Genomic DNA, 20,641 nt, shown 5'->3' on the forward strand with positions numbered 1-20,641 from the left:
CCTGGTCGCCGCCGGCACCCACGGCGCGCGGCGCCCCGGCGTGGGCGAGGAGTTCTGGCAATTCCGCCCGGCCCTGCCCGGCGAGCCCATTGCGCGGATCGACTGGCGCCAGTCCGCGCGCACCACCCACGCCTGGGTGCGGGAGGTGGAGGCCGAATCAGCACAGACCGTATGCCTGTGGTGCGATCTGTCACCCTCGATGCTGTGGCGGTCGGACACGGCCCTGGACTGGAAATGCGATCGGGCGCTCCTGCTGACCCTGGCACTCGCCGACGTGCTTCTCCGTGGCGGCGAGCGGGTCCGGCTGATCGGTCTGCCGGGCGCGCCCCTGTTCAGTGGTCGCTGCGCCATGGATCGCCTCGGCGCAGCGGTGGCCCGGCAGATCGACCGTGCGCTCACAACACCGGAGATCACCTGGCCGGAGCCAGCGCTGGTCGGACGTTACGCAAGGACCGTCCTGATCGGCGATTTCCTGTGGGAGACGGAACGGCTGGGTCGAACGACCCGTGCTCTGGCCACACGCCCGTCGCGTCTGCATCTGGTGCGCATCTCGGACCCGGCGGAGCGCAGCCTTCCCTATACCGGCCGTGTGCGCTTTACCGGCCTTGAGGGCGAGACACCGGTTGTCCTGCCGTCGGTCGAGACGCTCCATGAACACTACGCCGCACTCTCGGCCGCGCATGGGGTCGAGATTCGTGACACCGCCCATGCCGCGGGGGCCGACGTCCTGTCGCACACCACCGACCAGTCCCCGGCCGAGGCCCTCCTCGCCCTGCATGCCCGACTGGGAAGCGGACACCGCGCATGATCTTCCTCGCGCCCTGGATCCTCGTCGGCTTTGTCGCGCTACCCGTGCTGTGGTGGCTTGTCCGCGCCCGTCCCCCCGCCCCGCGTCTGCAGACCTTTCCGCCGGTTGCCTGGCTGCGTGCCCTCAGACCGCTTCGCGACGATGCCGCCCGCGCACCTTGGTGGCTGCTGCTCCTGCGCAGTGCCGGCGTCGCACTCCTGGTGCTCGGCCTCGCCCAACCCACCATCGTCCACACCGCCGCGCTGAGCGACGTCAGCGGCCGTACCCTGATCGTGGTCGACAATGGATGGGCGGCAGCACAGGGATGGAACCGCAGGATCGCCGCTCTCGACACCGTTCTCGACCATATTGCCCGCGCGAACGGCCGCGCGGATCTGGTGCTGACCGCGCCCGACGGCACAGGTGACCTCCCGCCCATCGTTGCCGACCGCCCGGCGACCTCACTGCGGCCGATCATCGATGCGCTGCGCCCCCAGGCATGGGGCACCGATCGTGCACGCGCAGCCGATGCGGTGGCACGCGCGCCACACCCGAACCAGATTGTCTATCTTCCCGATCATCTCGCAACACCGAAGGACGCCGTCTTCAGGCGCGCGCTTGAAGACAAGGCGCCCGTGCGCGCCCTTGACCTGGGCGACACCGCACCCGTCGCGCTTTCGTCCGCGCTGGACGCCGATGGTCACGTGCGCCTCCACGTCGCCACGCTCCCCTCGTCTGCCCCCCGTCAATTGCGGATCAAGGCGCGCAACCTCAGCGGGGGCGCGATCGCCGACGTGCCGGTTTCGATCGCGGCCGGCGCCTCGTCCGGGGATGCGATGCTCTCCCTGCCCGCCGAAATCCGCAACGTCATCGACCGTTTCACCATCGACGACGCTTCGGGGGCAAGTGCCCTGCATCTGACGGACGAAGGCGATCGACGTCGCCCTGTCGGCCTTCTTCTCGCGGGCTCGGGCGCGGAAACCCCGCTTGTCGGCGCGGCGTTCTACCTCAAACGGGCCCTGGCGACGACGGTCGATCTTCGCGAAGGCGAAGTAGCCCACCTGCTGCAATCCCCCTTGTCGGTCATGATCGCCGTGGACGGCACGCTGTCCGATCCCGCGCAGCGTACCCTCATCATGCAATGGGTGAAAAAGGGCGGTACGCTCATACGCTTCTCCGGCCCCTACCTAGCGCGCTCCGACCAGACCGACAGTGCGGGCACCGGCCCGGATAACCTCCTGCCCGTCACGCTGGTCGGTGGTGCGCGTCAGCTCGGCGGCTCCATGTCATGGGGCACCCCACAGGGGCTGGCGCCGTTCGATGACACCTCTCCCTTCCACGCACTGCCCGCGTCACGTGACGTCACCGTCTCGCGTCAAGTGCTTGCGCAACCGACAGCAGATCTCCCGGCCCACACCTGGGCGCGCCTGACGGATGGAACACCGCTGGTGACGCACGCCTCGCTCGGCGATGGCCAGATCGTGCTTTTCCACGTCACCGCAACACCAGACTGGTCAACCCTGCCCCTGTCCGGCCTTTTCGTGGACATGCTGCACAGTTTGATCGAACGCGCCTCAGGCGTCGATCTGCCGGCAGACACCGCACAACTGACTCCAGCGCTCGCCCTGGATGGCGACGGCAACCTCGTCCCGCCCCCCCCGGCCGCGCAAAGCCTTGCCGCCCGGGCGTTCGGCCATACCCCTCTCTCCCCGCACCACCCGCCGGGGCTATACGGACCGCTCCAGGCGCGCCGCGCGTTGAATGTCGGTGATACCGTCCTGTCCCTTGTTCCTGCCGCACCGTTCGGCACCGTGGTCGATATGGACACGGTTCACCGTGATCATGCCCTCGGGCCGCTTCTCCTCGCCGTCGCCGTGTGCCTCCTGCTGATCGACATGATCGTCAGCTTTGGCCTGCGCGGCGCGTTTTTTCGCCGCTTCGTCGGGCTGGCCCTGCTGTGCGTGCTCGAGGCGACCACTCCCGCGGCCCGCGCCCAGACACCCCCGCCAGGGGCCGCGCTCGACACGCGTCTGGGATATATCCGAACAGGGCATGACGATCTCGACACCGTGTCTCGGCAAGGGCTGCAGGGCCTGTCCGACTACGTGAACGCACGCACCTCGGCAGATCTCGGACATCCCGACGGCGTTACCCCCGAACACGACGATCTCGCGTATTATCCGATGCTGTACTGGCCGATCACATCGGACGCGACGACCTCGCCGGCACGGATCGCCGCACTCAACACCTACATGGCGCACGGCGGGATTCTGCTCATCGACACGCAGGGCAACGACCCGGCCACCGCCAATGACCAGCATGGCCCCTTCGCACCCGACGCTCCCGGCACCGCTGCGGCCCTCAAGCGCGTGACGACAGGCCTCAGCATCCCCCCGCTCGCCCGCCTGACGGACCATCACGTGCTGGCTCACACATTCTACCTTCTGCACGATTTCCCCGGACGCTATGCGGGACAGCCGATCTGGGTCGCCCGCGAGGGCGACGCCGCCAACGATGGCGTCAGCCCCGTCATCATCGGCAGCGCAGACTGGGCCCACGCATGGGCGGTCGATAATGATGGCAATGCGCCCTATGCCGTCCTGCCCGACGGGGACGATCAACGTCGACTGGCCTACCGCTTTGGAGTCAACGCCGTGATCTACGCGCTCACCGGCAACTACAAGGCCGATCAGGTCCACGTGCCCGCACTTCTGCACAGGCTGGGCCAATAATGGATCCTAAGGCCCTCCTGTCCGGATCGATCGGTCATCAGATCGGCTTCATGCCTTACCTGCCCCTATGGGCGATCGATGGACTGGCGGTGGCGGCCGTGCTGGGGGCCGTGCTGGGGGCCGTGCGACACGTCCGGGGCCTCTCGGCGCGCTCGGCCGCACTACTCGTGGTGCTCGCGTGGCTCGCAGGTCCGCAATGGGTCACGCGGACATGGCACCCACTGGGCCAGACCGCGCTGGTAATCGACGACCAGTCCGCTTCGATGGGCCTGAATCACCGCCGCGAGCTGGCCCGCGATATCATCTCAGGCTTGCAGGCCGAGTCCGCCCGTGTGCCCGGCCTGACCCTTAAAGTCATAGCGTCGCGTGGCGGCACACCCGACACCCATGGGACCCGTCTGTTCGATGCCCTCACGCAGGCAGCAGCCGACATCCCCCCCGATCGCCTCTCGGGCGTCGTTTTTCTGACAGATGGCCAGGTTCACGACGTTCCCCACGGCATTCCCGCCGCACTGAGGCCCACGGGATCGGCGTACCCTCTGCCGCTCAACATCATGCTTACCGGCCGTGGCGAAGAAACCGACCGTCGTCTCAGGGTCCTGTCGGCGCCCCCCTACGCGATCGTCGGACAAACCGCGACGATCCGTGTCGAGGTCGATCAGTCTGGTCCAGCCCTCCACGCGGCCGACGACCTGACCACACTGACCATCACCGCGGCCGGCGAAGAACCCATCCACGCGCAGGTCCGCGCCAACACGCCCCAGGACATCCCGGTGCCCGTCCGCCGGCCGGGGCCCCTGCTCATCGGCCTTTCGGCAACCGAACTCCCCAATGAGGTCTCCGCCCTCAACAACAGCACGATCGTCACCATCAACGGCGTGCGTGACCGGCTCAAGGTGCTGCTGGTCTCCGGCACACCTAATCAGGGCGAACGCGTCTGGCGCCGTCTCCTCAAGGCCGACCCCTCCGTTGATCTGGTGCATTTCACCATTCTCCGGCCACCGGACAAGGATGACGGAACACCACTGTCAGACATGGCGCTCATCGCGTTCCCGGTGCGTGAGCTGTTCGAACAGAAAATCCGGCAGTTCGATCTGATCATTCTTGACGGTTTCCAGAACCGCGCCATCCTGCCTCCCGCCTACCTCCGCAACATCGCGTCCTACGTGCGCGGCGGCGGAGGTCTGTTGCTGATCGCAGGGCCGGAATTCGTCGGCGCCGGCAGCCTTCAGGACACGGCGGTCGGATCCGTCCTGCCCGCCCACGTCCCAAGCGACGGTGCCCTGATCGAACAGGCGTTCAAGCCCACACTGACAGCCGTGGGAGAGCGACACCCCGTCACAAGCGGTCTGCCGCAAAGCGCAACTACCTCAGGGCCCACGGCAGCCCCCGACTGGGGGCCGTGGTACCGCGCCTTACGTCCCGACAGCACCCAGGGCGAAACCCTTCTGACCGGACCAGACAACGCCCCGCTGCTTATCCTCGATCACGTCGATCAGGGACGCGTGGCACTGCTGCTGTCCGACCAGATCTGGCTCTGGTCACATGGCGAGGGCGGCGGCGGCCCGCAGTCCGAACTCCTGCGCCGTCTCTCGCACTGGCTGATGAAAGAACCTGAACTTGAAGAGGAACAACTCACCGCCACCATCAACGATGGCCGGCTAATCGCCACACGTCGTTCCACGCATACGGCCGACCTGCCAACGCTCTCGGTGCGCTCGCCCGACGGTCATGACACGCACGTCGCGCTCCACGACATGGGCAACGGCGTCGCAACAGTCGGGATCGAGGCGACACAGCCCGGAATCTGGCAGGTCGACGACGGCGCGCACCGCGCGTTCGCCGCCCCGGCGATCAACGACGCGCTCGAATATTCCGACCTGCGCGCCACGGCGTCCCCTCTCTCCCCGCTTGCCTCACAAACAGGCGGTAGTGTCGTATGGTCCGGAAACCCGGCCGTGACACCCCGCCTCGCTCTGGTCGAACCGGGAACGGCGCCTCAAGCGGGGGCCCTTATGCTGGCAGACCGCCACGCACGCAGCATCGCAGGTGAACAGTCGCGCGCCCTCCTTCCCGGCTGGCTCGTGCTGGCTCTTGCGGCTCTTCTGCTGGCTCTGGGATGGTGGCGGGAAAGTAAGCCATGAACAGCGGCCATGATCGACGGGACGCCCATACACCCGGTTCGCGCCTGTCATAGAAAATACCATCGCCTCGCAACCGTCGCGCCTCTATAGTGATGGCCGCTACCTCCCCCCTGTCCCGGACCCGCTATGAGCCTCCAGATTCGACCGCGTCGCCTGCCTCACATGCTCACCGTGGCCTCCATGGCGCTTGGCGCAATGCTCCTGATGCCGATGCACCACGCTCAGGCCCAGAGCGACGACGACGCGGAAGCGCAGGCCGAGGCCGCCGACCACCAGAAAAAGGCCGAAGCGCGCCGTAACGCAAAGGCCGCCGCCCCCCCGTCCGCCCTCCCCGGCGCTGAGTCACAGGAAGAGGAAGGCGGCCACGCCAACGCGGATCTCAACCCTACCGCAGCGCTGTTTGAGGCGATCAATCGCGGCAGCCTGAATGCGGCGAAAGAGGCGCTCAACCGTGGGGCAGACATGGGGGCCCGGAATGTTCTGGGGCAAAAGCCGATCGACCTTGCTATCGACCTGAATCGCAACGACATCATCTTTCTGCTTTTGTCTCTGCGAACTTATAACGACGCGGGCGCCACGCGCCTCGCGTCCGAGGCTGACGCCGCGCCCGAGGGGCACGCATCGATCCACGGACGCGCCGTCCGCGAGGTCAGCTCGCATGCCACGAAGCGTCCCACCGTTGGCGGCGGCACCCCCCGCCCCGACGTCGGATTCCTCGGCTTCGGCGCACCGTAAGATCTAAATGTCCCGGACTTACTCCCCGAGATAAGTCCGGTTCGTCGCCACCAGCGTGTCCCAGCCCTCGCCTCCCGGCAGCCGACCCGATGCGGGGACAAGCTGACGCCACGCCAGACCGTGGCACTCCATAACGCGCGACCGTATCCAGCGCCATGTTGCCTGTCGCACTGTGCCCCAGGTCAGCAGAGACACCAAATCCTCGTCGTCAATACCCGTGTAACTCCATCCCAGCAGACAGTGGCCGCCCCATGACCCCGGGGTCTGGTCGCCCGGTGTGGATGTGTCCCATACGCCGTCATGCTGGTCAGCCAACGCCAGCCTCACGCCCAGATACGCGGCCCCCATCCCCGCCATGATGTTGCGCATGCCGTTAAGATCAGCCGGGTCCGCAGATCCCCAGATCGGATACAGGGTGTCATTGCGCAAACCATAACCATTGCGCGCAGCGTATGTCAGAACGTCGACTTCGACACCCCCCTGATCGGTCGCCGGGTTGCCAGGCTGATACCCTGTGGATTGCGCATAAAAGCGCACGGCGTCAACGTCGCGCACGCCCACCTCGAACCCAGCCAGGGCAGCGGTCGCACGAAGATGGTTCGCGATCCCAACCGACGTGCAGTTTCCCAAAATATCGTTGCCCAGCATGGAGGGTTTCGGATCTATCCCACCGCGCTCCAACTGGTTCGGCGCGCGCCGGACCATCATTTTCAATACGTTGAGCGAAGGTTGTTGTGCGCGCGTCTGCGCCGGCCGCGCACCAAGGCAGTACAAGGTCATGCTGTTCCTTCATAAATAAATCGAAATAAAGATCAGTTTTTGCAAAACGGGAACCGCGTGCCCATTACGCCGTTCAAACCCCACGACAGCGCTGTCCCGCACAGCCTGAGGTCGCACAAGGAGTTTTCGCCAATGTCCAATCGCTCGCTTGCCACCCTGTCATTTGCCTGCGCCATCGCCGCAGCCGGGATCAGCAGCGCCCACGCTCAGCAGACCGTGCCGCAGCTGCCGTCGGGCGCCGTTACGTCCTACGCGCCATCCGGCACCGTCGGCGTGCAGGGAACCGCACCCCAGGCCACGAATGGCGCGCAGATCGTTCGCAACGTGACCGGCGTCAACCCGGCGACGGCGGGCGCAGGAGTGCCCGACATCTCGACCCTGTCGAACGGCAATGTCGCCGGACTTCTGTCCTACTGCGTCCGTAGCCATACGCTTAACGACACGACGTCTCGCCACGTCGCACGCGCAGCGGCAAAGCATCCCGGAGTGACGACCGATCAGGGCTACTCGCTGGGTGGTCAGGGACTCATCCAAATCAACGGCGGAAATCCGGTCGATGTTTCGACGATGAGCACCACCGATCGCACGAAGCTCTGCAGCGATCTGACGAAACACGCCCAAGGCAACATGTAAGTCCCGACTCTGCCTTCCCGACTACGCCCGGGAAGGCAGAGTCTCCGGCTCCGGCACAGCGCCGAGTTGCAAAACGAGACACATCAGCTCGTCCCCAGAAATAAGCGACGCCGAGGGTCCCACGAGCCCCGCCGACGCCAGCGCGCCCCTGACAAATTCGAAGCAATACGAGTCACGTCGCGACTGCAGTCTCGGCAGGCGAAAGAGCCATCCAAGCAATGACAGCCAGTCGTAGTGCCGTCCGACCCGCGCTCGGCACCACGTGCGTGCGGCCGACAATTGGTCGTCTGTGACCGCCAGCGTAAACGACCGGCCGCCCCGTGGTGGCTGACCGACAGCGTCATTCTCGGGCGGTAGCATCAAAACCTGTGGAAACGTCGCGGTGTAGACGACGTCGTCGAATTCGATGCTTGCATGGCAGTAGTCCGATTCCAGCCGCCAGCATATGGCGCGCCCGATGAAATCGGCCGGGGTATACAGCCGAACGCGGACCGTTCGCAAAGCTTCCACCATCTCAGGACGTCACACCCAACGTGCGTAGCGCCTGCGCCTCGGGCATGGACGGCCGCCCCGCGTCCACGGACACCATCCCGAGCAAACCCTGGAAAATCGAAACAACACTGCTCAGCGCAGCAAGTACCACCGATACGGTGTCGCGTGCCGACGCCGGAATGGCGTCGCCGGCCCCCGTAATCGCGGCCGACAGATCACTCGCCACAGATTCGAGAGCCGACAGAAGACTGTCGACCTGTGTCTTGAAAGAGGTCGAGTCATACGTGATCGTGACAGCATTACCCGCTGCGGCGGCAAATGCGTTCAACGCCCCTGCCAACGCGGTATCGGCCGCGGCAATCACGGCCGCCGCTGGCGCGCCCACCGCGGACGCAACCGCAGCAATACTCATCACCGTCGACACGGCATTGAGACCCGCGACACCATAAGTCCGGATTGCCTTCACGTTGAGTGTAATGGTTGTTACAGACCCGTTCGTGGTCACGGTGCACCCGGCGATGGACGCCGCCGTCAACGCCGTAAGCCCTCGCAACATGGAGCGTCTCGAAAAGGAATTCATGAATACTTGACCTGTAAAAATAATAGAAATTTCGCGTTCAACGCTTTTTTTCCGGCTCTGCGGAGCTCGGATCAAAGCGGTTTCGGGCCCAGCCGATATTCAAGGCAACCGCATTTACAAGCCGGTACAGCGGCAGCCAGCGTGACGTGTCCGCCGGCGCCGGAACACACACCGTCACCAATTTGCACGCCACGATCACGAATGCGACGTAACGCAAGTCGCTGTCAGGCAAGCAAGATAAGAGAAAAGAGATATCCATCACCGACCATCGCCCATCAGTCCGACACGGTAAAACCTGTGTCTTCCAATCGATATTTTGAAAAATGCGTCTCGCGCCCACAAAGGCCGTCTCGAACCCGCCGCATAATAACTGTCGGCACCTGTCGTAAGGTCAGGGAGTTCGGCCGCGCACAGGCGCCGTGCAAGATTCAGGGCAGCCAGAAACACCTTGTCCGCCACATCGACGGATATGAGTTTTTCCCTGTTTGGATCATCGACGTTCCAGCACGAAAACTGTCCAGGCGCGAGACAGACGCCCGCGATGCCATGCCCCCACCATCCGGGATACGCTGCCCGGTTGCCAATCGCATTCAAGACAGCCTGCATCCCCGACAACCCCTCCCCACGGGCCTCTCCCCAGGCCGTGCGGGCGGCAACCTCAGCCGGATCAAGCATCACGGTCCACCAACCGTAAACGCCAAGTGAACAGCGCCCGATCCCAGTATTGATGTTGCCAAAGTAATAAGCGTGGTCACCACCGCGCGCGCACCAAACAAGCGATCCAGCTTGGAGTTCGCAATCTGAAACTTCTCGGTGATTTCGCTTTGTCCCTTTTCTATCTTGCTCTGTAATTCGAGAATCCGCTCCCTGAGCGACTTGATCTCGCTTCGAACTTCGTTGCGTAATTCTTGGTGTTTGTCAGACAGACCACCCTGCGTGGTCTCCACCCGCAACAGCCGGTCCTCCGTCAGGCGTACAGCCGCCCGTAATGCCTCCAGCTCAAGCTGAAGCGCCTCGGTATTTTCAGTCATTTCGCATTAATCCAAAAAAAAAGCGCCCGATGGGGCGCTTTTTGGCCAGCTATTCTGGCACTATTGGATTCACTACTCGATACCGCGCGCGGCTGCAACGCGAAAATTCGGCCCCCCGATTCATTCCATCGCACGGCCGGAACAGCCGCCGATCCAGGAACCAGAAAACACGCGGTTCTGACCTAGCTTATCTCAATACCGATCTGCTTGATGTCATGGAATTTCAGCTCCGGCTGCATCTCGCTTGTGCGACGCATCATAAAGGCGGAACTTGCGAGAAAGACTGGATCGCCATCGATATCATCGGCCATCGCCGTCCGATTAGACATGGCAAATGCCTCGAGCCGAGCCTGCGGGCCAGTTACCCAGCGAGCAAGAGAGTAAGGCGTGGACTCAAAACCAATCCCCACGCCGTACTCCTGCTGCAAGCGCGCCTGCAACACGTCCAGCTGCAACGTGCCGACCACACCGACAATGGGGGCGGACCCATCCTGTGGACGGAAAAGCTGGACGACCCCCTCCTCCGCCAACTCGACCAATGCCTGACGCAGCTTCTTTGCCTTCATCGCGTCATCAAGGCGAACGCGGCGCAAAATCTCGGGCGCGAAATGCGGAACACCGGTGAAGCGCAGATCCTCGTTCTCCGTCAGCGTATCGCCAATGCGTAACGTGCCGTGATTGGGAATGCCGACAACGTCGCCGCCAAAGGCCTCCTCGGCCAACTGCCGGTCCCGCGCAAAAAAGAACTGCGGCGTATGCAACGCGAAGTGCTTGCCGATCCGCACGTGGCGCAGTCGCATACCGCGCGTCAGTCGCCCCGAACACACGCGCGCGAACGCCATCCGGTCACGGTGATTGGGGTCCATGTTCGCCTGAATCTTGAACACCAGCGCCGTCACGGCGTCCTCGTCCGCACGCACCTCGCGCGTCTCGGTCTGCTGGGCACGCGGCGGCGGACCGAAGGCCACCATGGCATCAAGAAGATCGGTCACACCGATCTCCTTCATCGCACTGCCGAAAAAGACTGGCGTCAGATGCCCGGCGTCAAACGACTCGCGATCGAACGGCGGCAGAGCCGCCTCGACCAGCTCCAGCTCCTCGCCCAACGCCACCATGCGTGGGTCCGACTGCGCCATGTCGCCTGGAACATGCAGGGCCTTTGTCCGCAGGTCGTAGGTGCCCGCAAACTGCGCCGCCCGCCCAACAGGCCACGTTGCCGGCGACGTATCGAGCGCCAGCCCCGACGAGATCTCGTCCAGAAGCGCAAACGGGTCCTGCGCCTCGCGATCCATCTTGTTGATGAACGTCACGATCGGAATATCGCGCAAACGGCAAATCTCGAACAACTTGCGTGTCCGCTCTTCAATGCCCTTCGCCGCGTCGATCACCATCACGGCCGAATCCACCGCCGTAAGCGTGCGGTATGTATCTTCGGAAAAGTCCTCGTGACCGGGTGTGTCCAGAAGATTGAAAACGCAGCCGCCATACTCAAACGTCATCACCGACGTCACGACGGAAATCCCGCGATCGCGTTCGATCCCCATCCAGTCCGATCGCGTGCGCCGCCGTTCGCCCTTGGCACGGACATTACCGGCAAGCTGGATCGCACCACCGGCACGCAGGATGCGCTCGGTCAGCGTCGTCTTACCCGCGTCAGGATGGGAGATGATGGCAAACGTGCGTCGGCGCGCAATCTCGGCGGCGATCGTGGTGACAGGCTCGGTCATGATGGCGCTCCGGCAGGCAGACAGCGTATCGATACCCCGGAAACGGCGACGCCGGCCGAAGGGATCACTGTCCCCTCGGCCGGCGTCACATCCAGCCGTTTCCGGCCGAAAACTCTTAGCGGGAGTAGAACTCGACCACCAGGTTCGGCTCCATCTGCACCGGATACGGCACATCGGAAAGCTTCGGCGCGCGCACGAAGCGGCCCTTCATCTGGCGGTGATCCACCTCGATGTATTCCGGCACGTCGCGCTCGCCCGTCTGAGCGGCATCCAGAACGATCGCCAGTTGCTTGGAACGCTCGCGCACCTCGATCACATCGCCGTCACGCACCAGATAGGACGGAATGTTGACCTTGCGACCATTGACCGTCACATGGCCATGGCTGACGAACTGACGCGCCGCGAACGGCGTCATCGCGAACTTCAGACGGTAAACCACCGCATCCAGCCGACGCTCGAGCAGGTCGATCAGGTTCTCCGAGGTGTCGCCCTTGCGGCGCACGGCCTCGTCATAATACTTGCGGAACTGCTTCTCGCTGATGTTGCCGTAGTAGCCCTTCAGCTTCTGCTTGGCCATCAACTGGACAGAGAAGTCCGACGGCTTCTGCTTACGACGCTGACCATGCTGGCCGGGGCCATACTCGCGCTTGTTGACCGGCGACTTCGCGCGGCCCCAAAGATTGACGCCAAGACGGCGATTGATCTTGTACTTGCTCTCAAGGCGCTTCGACATACGGGCGCTCACTCTCTATCAATCTGCGCGATAGCCGTCACCGGCCCTCGCGATGGCACCGGTAGGCCACGATCCATCATGGATCACAGCGGGCGCACTCCGTATCATCGACGCCGGGGAGCAACCACCCATAAGGCCTCGACCGGAGCGTCCACGTTCCCGGCAATGGGTGGCGCCAATACAACCCCCACCCGCCGCTGTCAAGAAATCCCGTTCTCCGCCCCGTCCGGAATCCCCGCGCACCCTTGCCTCACGGCCGCGAATAGGCCCCAATCCCGTCAGGCGCGTCCGATACGCGGACGCCGACGGACCGTGCAAGGAGATCACAATGCCCATCCCTCTCGCCCAACGCTGGGGCCTTTTCGTCGCGCTCGGCGTCGCCTCCATTATCCTGGGCGTCATCGCCTGGATCGACGCCATCAACGTCTCACTCGCCAGCACCGTGATCATCGGCGGCGTCCTGCTCGTCGCGGGCATCGTGCAGATCGTGCACGCCTTCAACGTGCGCGACTGGGCCGGCTTTGCCCTGTCGAGCATGGGTGGCGTCCTCTACGGATTGTGCGGCATTCTCATCATGCGCGAGCCCGTGGCCGGCTCCATGATCATCACCGCTTTCATCGCCGCCTTCCTCGTCATCGTGGGCCTGTCGCGCATCGTCATCGCCGCCACCCACCGCACACTGGGTGGCTGGTGGATCATTCTGTTCGGAGGCCTCGTCAGCCTGCTGATCGGGATCATGCTCTATATGACCCTGCCGTGGTCCGGCCTCTGGCTGATCGGAACCTTCGTCGGCGTCGAACTGATCGTGGCCGGCTTCAGCTGGATCCAGATCGGTCTCGCCCTTCGCCTGACCACCCGGCAACCCTGAACGTCCGCTCACCGGCAGCGTCCCGCCAGGGGTGTTGCCGGGCCGACTGTCCCCAGCGACGCGCAAGCGCCCGCCAAGGCCGCGCGCAACAACCCCCACATCGTCCCCAGATCATTCACACGATCTCCCCCAGCCTCATCCACAAAATTGTGGATAACCCGTTGAAGCGACGGACCTTGCGCGGCAGCACGTTTTAACGCCACGATCCCGCCATGCTTCCCGACCGTTTCCGCACGCTGGGCCTCGCCGCCGTGATCGCCGCGACAGCCGCCTTCGCCACCACCCACACGTACGCCGCCGAAGGCGCCAGCGGGGGACAGGCCGAACGCCTTTACACCCGAATCCGTCAGGATCCGGAACGACTGGCCATCTTTCTCCGCGCCTTCCCGAAAGGCGCCGACCTGCACAATCATCTCGCAGGCGCGATCTATGCCGAGCCCATGCTCGCCTGGGCGGCCCGTGACGGCCTGTGCGTCCGCCCGAATACTGGAACCATAGGCACCTGCGACGCCGGCAGCACACCCGCAACCGATCTCCCCACAAGCGAAGCCGCCACGAACGCCATGATCGACGCCTTGTCGATGCGCGACTTCGTACCGACCGCCACGGACCGCTCCGGCCACGACCACTTCTTCGCAACCTTCGCCAAGTTTCAGGCCGCCCAGATCCGCCATCAGGGCGATATGCTGACCGAAGCCGTGCAAACCGCCGCGCGCGACAATGTTCACCTGATCGAACTCATGATCACGCCGCAGTTCGGCGCGATCGCCGATGTCGCCCGGACACACGCGCTGGCAGGGGAAAACTTCCAGGCGACCGCCGACAGCCTCATTCCCGCGCTCGCCCCCGTCATCGCCGCCGCCCGCGCGGACGTCGACTCGATGGAAACCACCCGTCGTCGGGCCTTGGGCTGCGACACGGATCACCCGAAGGACGGATGCGCGGTCACCGTGCGCTACCTGTTCCAGACCATCCGCGTGATGCCGCCGGCCTTCGTCTTCGCACAGATCGCGACAGGCTATGCACTGGCGCAGCAGGACCCTCGTTTCGTCGGCGTCAACATCGTGGCCCCCGAAGACGACCCGGTGGCCATGCGCGATTACGACCTGCACATGCGCATGTTCCATTTTTTCGGCCAGCAGCACCCCGAAATCCACCTCAGCCTGCACGCCGGCGAACTCACACCCGGGCTCGTCCCTCCTGACGGCCTGCGCAGCCATATCCGCAACGCCATCGAGGTCGCCAATGCGTCCCGCATCGGGCACGGCATCGACATCGCACAGGAAGACGATGCCCCCGGTCTGCTGAACCTGATGGCCCAACGCCACACTCTAGTGGAGATCAACCTCACCAGCAACGACGTCATTCTGGGCGTTCGGGGCGCCGATCACCCCTTCGCCCTCTACCGGGCCGCTCACGTCCCCGTGGCACTGTCCACAGATGACGAAGGCGTCTCGCGGATCGACCTGACCCACGAATACCTTCGTGCAGTGACGACGTGGCCGCTGCGTTACGACGAGCTTCTGGATCTCTCCCGCGCCAGCCTCCAGTACAGCTTTCTGCCCGGCGACGCCCTGTTCAGCCCCACGACTCCTCTGACACGTGCCGCGGCCTGCCGCACCGATCAGGCCGGGTCCCCTCACCCCTCACCCTCCTGCGCCGCTCTGCTCAGCCACAGCGAAAAAGCACGCGCCCAATGGGCGCTGGAGGCCGACTTCGCACGCTTCGACCGCACACCGCCCGCTCTGTAAGCCCGCCACCACCTTTCCCGGGAACCCTTCCGATGCGCTTCCTGTCGTGCCTCGCAGCCCTCTCGGCCCTGGCCCTGTCATCGGGCATCGCCCGCGCTGCTCCGACCCCAATCCGGGTCGTCGTCGTCACAACATTCGAAATCGGCCACGACACCGGCGACACGCCGGGCGAATTCCAGACATGGGTCGAACGCCTGCCGCTGTCCACGACCATCCCGGCCCCCGGCACCGATCACGACGTGATGCGCTATAACCCGGAGCTGCACGTGCTCGGCATCGTCAGCGGCGAGGGCCCGGAACACATGGCCTCCGCCATTACTGCCCTCGCCCTCGATCCGCGTTTCGATCTCCGCCACGCCTATTTCGTGCTCGCCGGTATCAGCGGCATCGACCCCAATTTCGGCCCGGTCGGCGCCGCCGTATGGGCCCCTTCCGTCGTCAACGGCGGCCTCGCCCACCTGATCGACCCGCGCGAAATCCCCGCTGACTGGCCGGACGGATTCACCCCCATTCAGGGCGCCACCCCCGACCCGAAACCACGGCCAGCCCTGCACTCCCTCTCCGGCGACATGGCCTACACGCTCGATCCCGGACTGGTGCGGTGGGCCTACGGGCTGACACGCGCCGTGCCCCTGCCCGACACACCGGGCCTGCGCACCATCCGCGCGCGCTACACCGGTTTCCCCAAGGCGCAAACCGCCCCCGCCGTCCTGCTGGGCGACACTCTTTCGGGCGAGACCTTCTGGGTCGGCGAACGCATGAACCGCTGGGCGGAACGCTGGGTCAGCTACTGGACCGACAATCACGGCACGATGGCCACCACGGCCGAGGAAGACATCGGCTTCCTGCAGGCCCTGACCGCACAGGCCAAGGCAGGCCGCGTCGACGCGCGACGGGCGCTCATCCTGCGGACCGCGTCTAACTACGACATGCCCCCGCCCGGCCAGACCGCCGCACAACTCCTTGCCCACGAAACCGGCAACGAAGAAGCCTATTCCGGCTTTCTGCCCTCCCTCGACGCGGCCTATCGCATCGGGTCCGTCGTCGTCCGGGAACTGGCCACGCACTGGGACCGCTACGACGCAGCACCACCCTCGGCCCCATCGCCCTGAACCGCCGATCCCTCAGCGACGACGACGCACCCGGTCACAGGTCAACGCGGCCAGGGCACCCACCAGCATCAGGACCGTCATCGGCAACGGCCCGGGCGTGTCGATCCGACCGACAACAACGGTGCTCACAGCACCGATGAAAAAAACCACGGTTCCATAAAGGGCGGAGGCGGAGGCGGCCGCCCCCTTGTTCGGCAGCACCGATCCCAGAGCCGCCCCCGGCAGCAAAAACCCCAGTACCATCATGCACAACGTAATCCCGCACACCTGCGCCCAGACCCCGCCCAGACCGAACCACGCCGCCACGACCATCAGGAGAGTTACGATGACCAACGCCGTCACCGCTCCGCTCAAGACACGGCTGGCACCGTAACGCGGCACCATGCGGCCGTTGACGTTCGTCCCCAATGCATACCCCACCGCATTCAGCACGAACACGCTGCCGAACAACGTGGGCGACAGGTGATACCCCGACAGAAACACCATCGGCGCACCTCCGAGAAACGCAAAAAGCGAAAACGTCGCGAACCCGCCCTCCAGCGCATGCAGCACGAACACACGCTCGGTCATCACCACGACATAGCCGGTCAAGGCGCGTCCAAAGGCAAAACGCACATGCAGCGCGGGCGTCAGTGTGTCGGGCAACGCGCGCTGCACCAGCCACAGGCAGAAAACGCCATACAGCGATGCCATCCAGAAAATGCCCCGCCAGTCCCAGTGCTGCACGATCAACCCGCCAAGCGTCGGCGCCATCATGGGCACGATGCTCATCACCAGCACCATCCGGCCGAGCATCCTCGCGGCGTCCCCGTCGGTGCCGACCACATCGCGGATGACCGCCCGCGGAATCACAAGGCTCGCGGCCGCGCCGAACGCTGCCAGAAGCCGGAATATGGAAAACAGAACCATATCCCCGGCCAGCGCGCAGCCGACCGACGCCAGTGTATAAATGGACGTCCCCAGCAGGAGTGGCCCCCTGCGTCCGTAATGATCCGCATAGGCCCCCCATGTGACCTGCCCGATCGACAGGCCGAAAAACCAGGCCGCAAGCGTCATCTGTGTCCCGCCAGCGCCATAGCCGAGCGCGTCGCTCATGGCGCCGAAAGCCGGGAGATACATGTCGGTTGAAATCGGGCCCACAGCGGTCAGGATCGCCAGAACCGCCGTAATCGCCACCAGGGACTGCTTCTGCTTCACCGAGACGAAGGCCCCTCGTGCTGACGCGTGCGCGCGGCCGGTTCAAGGGTCGCGTCGTTCTTGTTGTTTTCTAAAGCGAAAGGCTAATCCCGGGTGACCCCGGCCGTAAATACGCAACCCATGTCACGTCAGCGTGGCCACGTCTCAGCCACGTTAGGGCTCGCCGCCGAACGCGCGCCAGCGACCAAGCGCGAACGCATGACGAAAAAGCGAATTGCCAGCATCAGCGACACACTCGCCAGACCGACGGCAAGCCCCCACCAAAGCCCCGCGACCCCCCAGCCACGCTGGAAAGCCAGCCAACCGCCGACCGGAAAACCGATAAACCAGTAACCCACCCCCGCCAGAAGCATCGGCACCAGACTGTCTCCAAACGCCCGCAACAGGTTCATCAGCATGACCTGAATGCCATCAACCACCTGATACAGCGCGGCAACGCCGAGCAGAACCGCCGCCAACGCCACCGTCTCGCGCCCCGACGGCGCACCGCCCATATACAGACCGGCAATCCACCCCGGCAGCATCAGCAGGACCAGAGCCGTAGCGGCGCTGTAGGCCACCACCAGGCCCAGAGCCGCCGTCGCGGCCTTTCGCACCTGCCCGACCCGCCCCGCGCCCATCAGATGCCCGACACGCATATTGGCCGCCTGCGCCATCGCGAAGCTCACCATGAAAGTCATGGTCGTGACATTTAGCGCAATGCCATGCGCGGCCAGCGCCTGCATGCCGAAGAACCCGGCCCGCAATCCGCTGGCCTGAAACATCATGACTTCAGCCGCCGCCGCGATCGACATCGGCAGGCCAAAACGCAGCAGCCGCACCAGCATCGACCAGTCCCCGCGCGGTGGCCACAACACCACCCGCCGACGCGACGCCCCGAGCAACACACCATAAAGCGCCACGCCGCAGCCCCAGCCCGTGACCATCGTCGCCGTCGCCGACCCCCAAAGGCCCATCCGTGGCAATCCCGCCAGACCGAACACAAGCCCCGCATTCAAAAGCACGTTCAGCACCAGCGCCGACGGCATGAGCCACAGCAACACCTTCTGCGCGCGCAACGCCGGCAGCACCTCATACGGCACACCTACGCCGACGATGGACGCCGGCAAGGACCAGCACAGGATATGAATGAACCGGCCGCTCAGCGCCGCGATCTCCGGCGGCTCCCCGATCCACAGCAGGAACCGCCCGGCATTGGCCAGAACCAGCGCACAGGGCACGCACATCAGCAGGCCCATCACCACCGTCATCGCGTGAACAACCGCAATGTCGCGCACCCGCTGACCACCAAAGGCACGGGCGATGAACACACCCCCCGCCCCCAGCGCCGCCCGCGCCGTCGCCGTCACCGTGAAATAGAACGTGGTGCTCAGGGCCGCCACGGCCAGCGCATCCGGCCCCAGCCGACCCAGCAGCATGGAATCCGACACACCCATCGCCATCTGCGACAGTTCTCCCACCCCCAGCGGCAGCGCGGTTTTGACAAGCGCCCGCACCTCGGACCACAGGGTGACGCCGCACGCGTGCTCGATCTCGGTCATGTGTGTCATGGCGGCGGTGATCGCAGATCGCAGTGCCCGAAACCAGACCATGGGGCAGAATTTTGTGCCCTGAACCACACATCGTGTTGCGTCGTCCGCCACGCTGACGCATCAAGACGGAATCATGTCGCCGCCCGCCAGCACCCCTGCCCTGACCCTGCACGACAGCCAGCGCCGCGCGCTCGTGCCGTTCGCGCCCCTCGACCCGAACCATGTCCGCGTCTATTACTGCGGCCCGACGGTGTACGATCTGGCCCATGTCGGTAATCTGCGCGCCATGCTGACGGCCGACCTGCTCGTCCGCCTTCTGCGCCGCCTGTATCCGCGCGTGACCTTCGTGCGCAACATCACCGATGTGGACGACAAGATCACCGCCCGCGCGCGCGCGAACAGCGAAACCATCGCCGCCCTAACTGCCCGCACCACGGCTGATTTCCACGCCGACCTCGCCGCCATCGGGATCGTGCCACCGGACCTGGAACCCCGCGCGACCGATAACATCGCCGAAATGCAGGACATCATTACGCGCCTGCTCGCGCACGGTCACGCCTACGAAGCCGAAGGGCACGTGCTGTTCGCGGTGCAGAGCTTTCCCGGCTACGGCACCCTGTCTGGCCGCGACACTGACGACCTGATCGCCGGCGCGCGGGTCGAAGTCGCGCCCTACAAACGCAATCCGGGCGACTTCGTCCTGTGGAAGCCGTCCGACGACACCCAGCCCGGCTGGGACAGCCCTTGGGGACGCGGCCGCCCGGGCTGGCACATCGAATGCTCCGCCATGGCACACCGCTATCTGGGCGAAAGCTTCGACATCCACGGCGGCGGCGACGACCTGCTGTTTCCCCACCATGAAAACGAGCGCGCCCAGAGCCTGTGCTGCTTCCCGAACGGGACGTTCGCCAACGTGTGGCTGCACAACGCCATGCTGCTGGTCGACGGCGAGAAGATGTCCAAGTCGCTTGGCAACTTCTACACCGTCCGGGACGTGCTGGCGCGCGGGCCGGCAGAGGCCCTGCGCCTGCTGCTGATGACCAGCCATTATCGCTCGACCCTCAACTTCACGTTCGGTGGCCTGGAAGACGCGACGCGCACGCTCGATCGCTTCTATCGCGCGCTCGAAACGACCCCGCCCCGCGCGGACGGCATCGTGCCCGACAGCGTGATGTCGGCCCTGTGCGACGACCTCAACACACCCCGGGCGCTCGCCGCCCTCCATGCCTTGGCGGATGCCGCGCTGGCCGGGGATAGCGAGGCCTCATCCGGCCTGAAGGCCTCCGGCGCGCTGCTTGGCCTCCTCGACCAGACACCGGCGGACTGGTTTCGCGCCGGGGTGGGTCTCGACGAGACCACGATCGCCACCCTGATCGAGGAGCGCCTCGCGGCCCGCAAGGCACGTGACTTCGCCCGCGCCGATGAGATCCGCGCCGCCCTCGCCGCCCAGGGGGTCGCGCTGGAAGACACCGCCACCGGCACGCAGTGGCGCCGGGGATGAAGACCATGTCGACCCTCCCCACCCTCCCGAGTCCCTGCCACCTCGGCGCGCGAGGCACGCCATGACCGGCCGTGACGGCGGCGCCGATATCGGCCCGATCGGCAACAGCCCGGTCGTCATCCTCGTGCGCCCGCAGATGGCCGAGAACATCGGCACCACCGCCCGCGCGATGGCCAATGGCGGTCTGTTTCACCTGCGCCTCGTCGCCCCGCGCGACGGTTGGCCGCAGGAACGGGCCTGGCGTGCCGCGTCCGGGGCCGACCGTATTCTCGAAGCCGCAACGGTGCACGCGACGGTCGACGACGC

19 protein-coding genes are annotated in these 20,641 nt (G+C 65.1%); 10 read left to right on the forward strand and 9 right to left on the reverse strand.

Translation table 11 applies throughout. From position 1 onward, the window contains the following. From HUK82_RS07035 to HUK82_RS07050, 4 genes are all read left to right on the forward strand, one after another. Positions 1 to 808, forward strand: an 808-nt coding sequence (locus HUK82_RS07035) for a DUF58 domain-containing protein (RefSeq protein WP_317134853.1), incomplete at its 5' end; no start/stop codon positions are given. Further along, the gene (locus HUK82_RS07040; RefSeq protein WP_176613287.1) at positions 805 to 3,519 is read left to right on the forward strand and encodes a DUF4159 domain-containing protein; all 2,715 of its coding nucleotides are present in this window, start codon (positions 805 to 807) and stop codon (positions 3,517 to 3,519) included. The genes HUK82_RS07035 and HUK82_RS07040, both read left to right, overlap by 4 nt. Beyond that, positions 3,519 to 5,663 (forward strand): VWA domain-containing protein, encoded by a 2,145-nt coding sequence (locus HUK82_RS07045; protein ID WP_176613288.1) that lies wholly within the window; start codon positions 3,519 to 3,521, stop codon positions 5,661 to 5,663. The genes HUK82_RS07040 and HUK82_RS07045 overlap by 1 nt, the downstream gene beginning before the upstream one ends. 162 nt (positions 5,664 to 5,825) lie before the next feature. Next, on the forward strand, positions 5,826 to 6,398 hold the full coding sequence (locus HUK82_RS07050; RefSeq protein WP_176613303.1) for an ankyrin repeat domain-containing protein: 573 nt from the start codon (positions 5,826 to 5,828) through the stop codon (positions 6,396 to 6,398). 18 nt (positions 6,399 to 6,416) lie between these two features. Here the strand turns inward: HUK82_RS07050 and HUK82_RS07055 are convergent, their stop codons facing one another. Continuing rightward, positions 6,417 to 7,178 (reverse strand): hypothetical protein, encoded by a 762-nt coding sequence (locus HUK82_RS07055; RefSeq protein WP_176613289.1) that lies wholly within the window; start codon positions 7,176 to 7,178, stop codon positions 6,417 to 6,419. Positions 7,179 to 7,310: 132 nt separating this feature from the next. Here HUK82_RS07055 and HUK82_RS07060 point away from each other — a divergent pair, with 132 nt between their 5' ends. Next, the gene (locus HUK82_RS07060; protein WP_176613290.1) at positions 7,311 to 7,811 is read left to right on the forward strand and encodes a DUF2501 domain-containing protein; all 501 of its coding nucleotides are present in this window, start codon (positions 7,311 to 7,313) and stop codon (positions 7,809 to 7,811) included. Positions 7,812 to 8,325: 514 nt separating this feature from the next. Here the strand turns inward: HUK82_RS07060 and HUK82_RS07065 are convergent. The 6 genes from HUK82_RS07065 to rpsD form a co-directional block, all read right to left on the reverse strand. Next, positions 8,326 to 8,859: a hypothetical protein gene (locus HUK82_RS07065; protein ID WP_246495449.1), complete on the reverse strand. Its 534-nt coding sequence runs from the start codon at positions 8,857 to 8,859 to the stop codon at positions 8,326 to 8,328. Positions 8,860 to 8,920: 61 nt separating this feature from the next. Next, the gene (locus tag HUK82_RS07070; protein ID WP_212648038.1) at positions 8,921 to 9,142 is read right to left on the reverse strand and encodes a hypothetical protein; all 222 of its coding nucleotides are present in this window, start codon (positions 9,140 to 9,142) and stop codon (positions 8,921 to 8,923) included. Next, on the reverse strand, positions 9,142 to 9,558 hold the full coding sequence (locus tag HUK82_RS07075) for a cell wall hydrolase (protein WP_176613293.1): 417 nt from the start codon (positions 9,556 to 9,558) through the stop codon (positions 9,142 to 9,144). The genes HUK82_RS07070 and HUK82_RS07075 overlap by 1 nt, the downstream gene beginning before the upstream one ends. Beyond that, positions 9,558 to 9,914: a hypothetical protein gene (locus HUK82_RS07080; protein ID WP_176613294.1), complete on the reverse strand. Its 357-nt coding sequence runs from the start codon at positions 9,912 to 9,914 to the stop codon at positions 9,558 to 9,560. The genes HUK82_RS07075 and HUK82_RS07080 overlap by 1 nt, the downstream gene beginning before the upstream one ends. 182 nt (positions 9,915 to 10,096) lie before the next feature. Beyond that, positions 10,097 to 11,641 (reverse strand): peptide chain release factor 3, encoded by a 1,545-nt coding sequence (locus HUK82_RS07085; RefSeq protein ID WP_176613295.1) that lies wholly within the window; start codon positions 11,639 to 11,641, stop codon positions 10,097 to 10,099. Positions 11,642 to 11,756: 115 nt separating this feature from the next. After that, on the reverse strand, positions 11,757 to 12,374 hold the full coding sequence (gene rpsD / locus HUK82_RS07090; protein ID WP_176613296.1) for a 30S ribosomal protein S4: 618 nt from the start codon (positions 12,372 to 12,374) through the stop codon (positions 11,757 to 11,759). A gap of 328 nt (positions 12,375 to 12,702) precedes the next feature. On the opposite strand from rpsD, the gene HUK82_RS07095 reads away from it, so the two are divergent. The 3 genes from HUK82_RS07095 to HUK82_RS07105 all read left to right on the forward strand — a co-directional run bounded on the left by HUK82_RS07095 (position 12,703) and on the right by HUK82_RS07105 (position 16,105). Then, positions 12,703 to 13,242, forward strand: a complete 540-nt coding sequence (locus tag HUK82_RS07095) for an HdeD family acid-resistance protein (RefSeq protein WP_176613297.1) — start codon at positions 12,703 to 12,705, stop codon at positions 13,240 to 13,242. 212 nt (positions 13,243 to 13,454) lie between these two features. After that, positions 13,455 to 14,993: an adenosine deaminase family protein gene (locus HUK82_RS07100; RefSeq protein WP_176613298.1), complete on the forward strand. Its 1,539-nt coding sequence runs from the start codon at positions 13,455 to 13,457 to the stop codon at positions 14,991 to 14,993. Positions 14,994 to 15,025: 32 nt separating this feature from the next. Beyond that, on the forward strand, positions 15,026 to 16,105 hold the full coding sequence (locus tag HUK82_RS07105; protein ID WP_176613299.1) for a purine nucleoside permease: 1,080 nt from the start codon (positions 15,026 to 15,028) through the stop codon (positions 16,103 to 16,105). Between the two features lie 12 nt (positions 16,106 to 16,117). Here HUK82_RS07105 and HUK82_RS07110 read toward each other — a convergent pair whose 3' ends face one another. Next, positions 16,118 to 17,302 carry a multidrug effflux MFS transporter gene (locus tag HUK82_RS07110; RefSeq protein ID WP_176613300.1) on the reverse strand — a complete coding sequence of 395 codons (1,185 nt, stop codon included), beginning with the start codon at positions 17,300 to 17,302 and terminating at the stop codon, positions 16,118 to 16,120. 128 nt (positions 17,303 to 17,430) lie between these two features. After that, positions 17,431 to 18,843: an MATE family efflux transporter gene (locus tag HUK82_RS07115; protein ID WP_176613301.1), complete on the reverse strand. Its 1,413-nt coding sequence runs from the start codon at positions 18,841 to 18,843 to the stop codon at positions 17,431 to 17,433. Between the two features lie 124 nt (positions 18,844 to 18,967). On the opposite strand from HUK82_RS07115, the gene cysS reads away from it, so the two are divergent. Further along, positions 18,968 to 20,335, forward strand: a complete 1,368-nt coding sequence (gene cysS, locus HUK82_RS07120) for a cysteine--tRNA ligase (RefSeq protein WP_176613302.1) — start codon at positions 18,968 to 18,970, stop codon at positions 20,333 to 20,335. 61 nt (positions 20,336 to 20,396) lie between these two features. Beyond that, positions 20,397 to 20,641: TrmH family RNA methyltransferase (locus tag HUK82_RS07125; RefSeq protein WP_305144401.1), on the forward strand; the 245-nt coding region annotated here is incomplete at its 3' end.

The sequence above is a fragment of the Ameyamaea chiangmaiensis genome (assembly GCF_013376175.1).
In the GTDB taxonomy this organism is placed as follows: domain Bacteria; phylum Pseudomonadota; class Alphaproteobacteria; order Acetobacterales; family Acetobacteraceae; genus Ameyamaea; species Ameyamaea chiangmaiensis.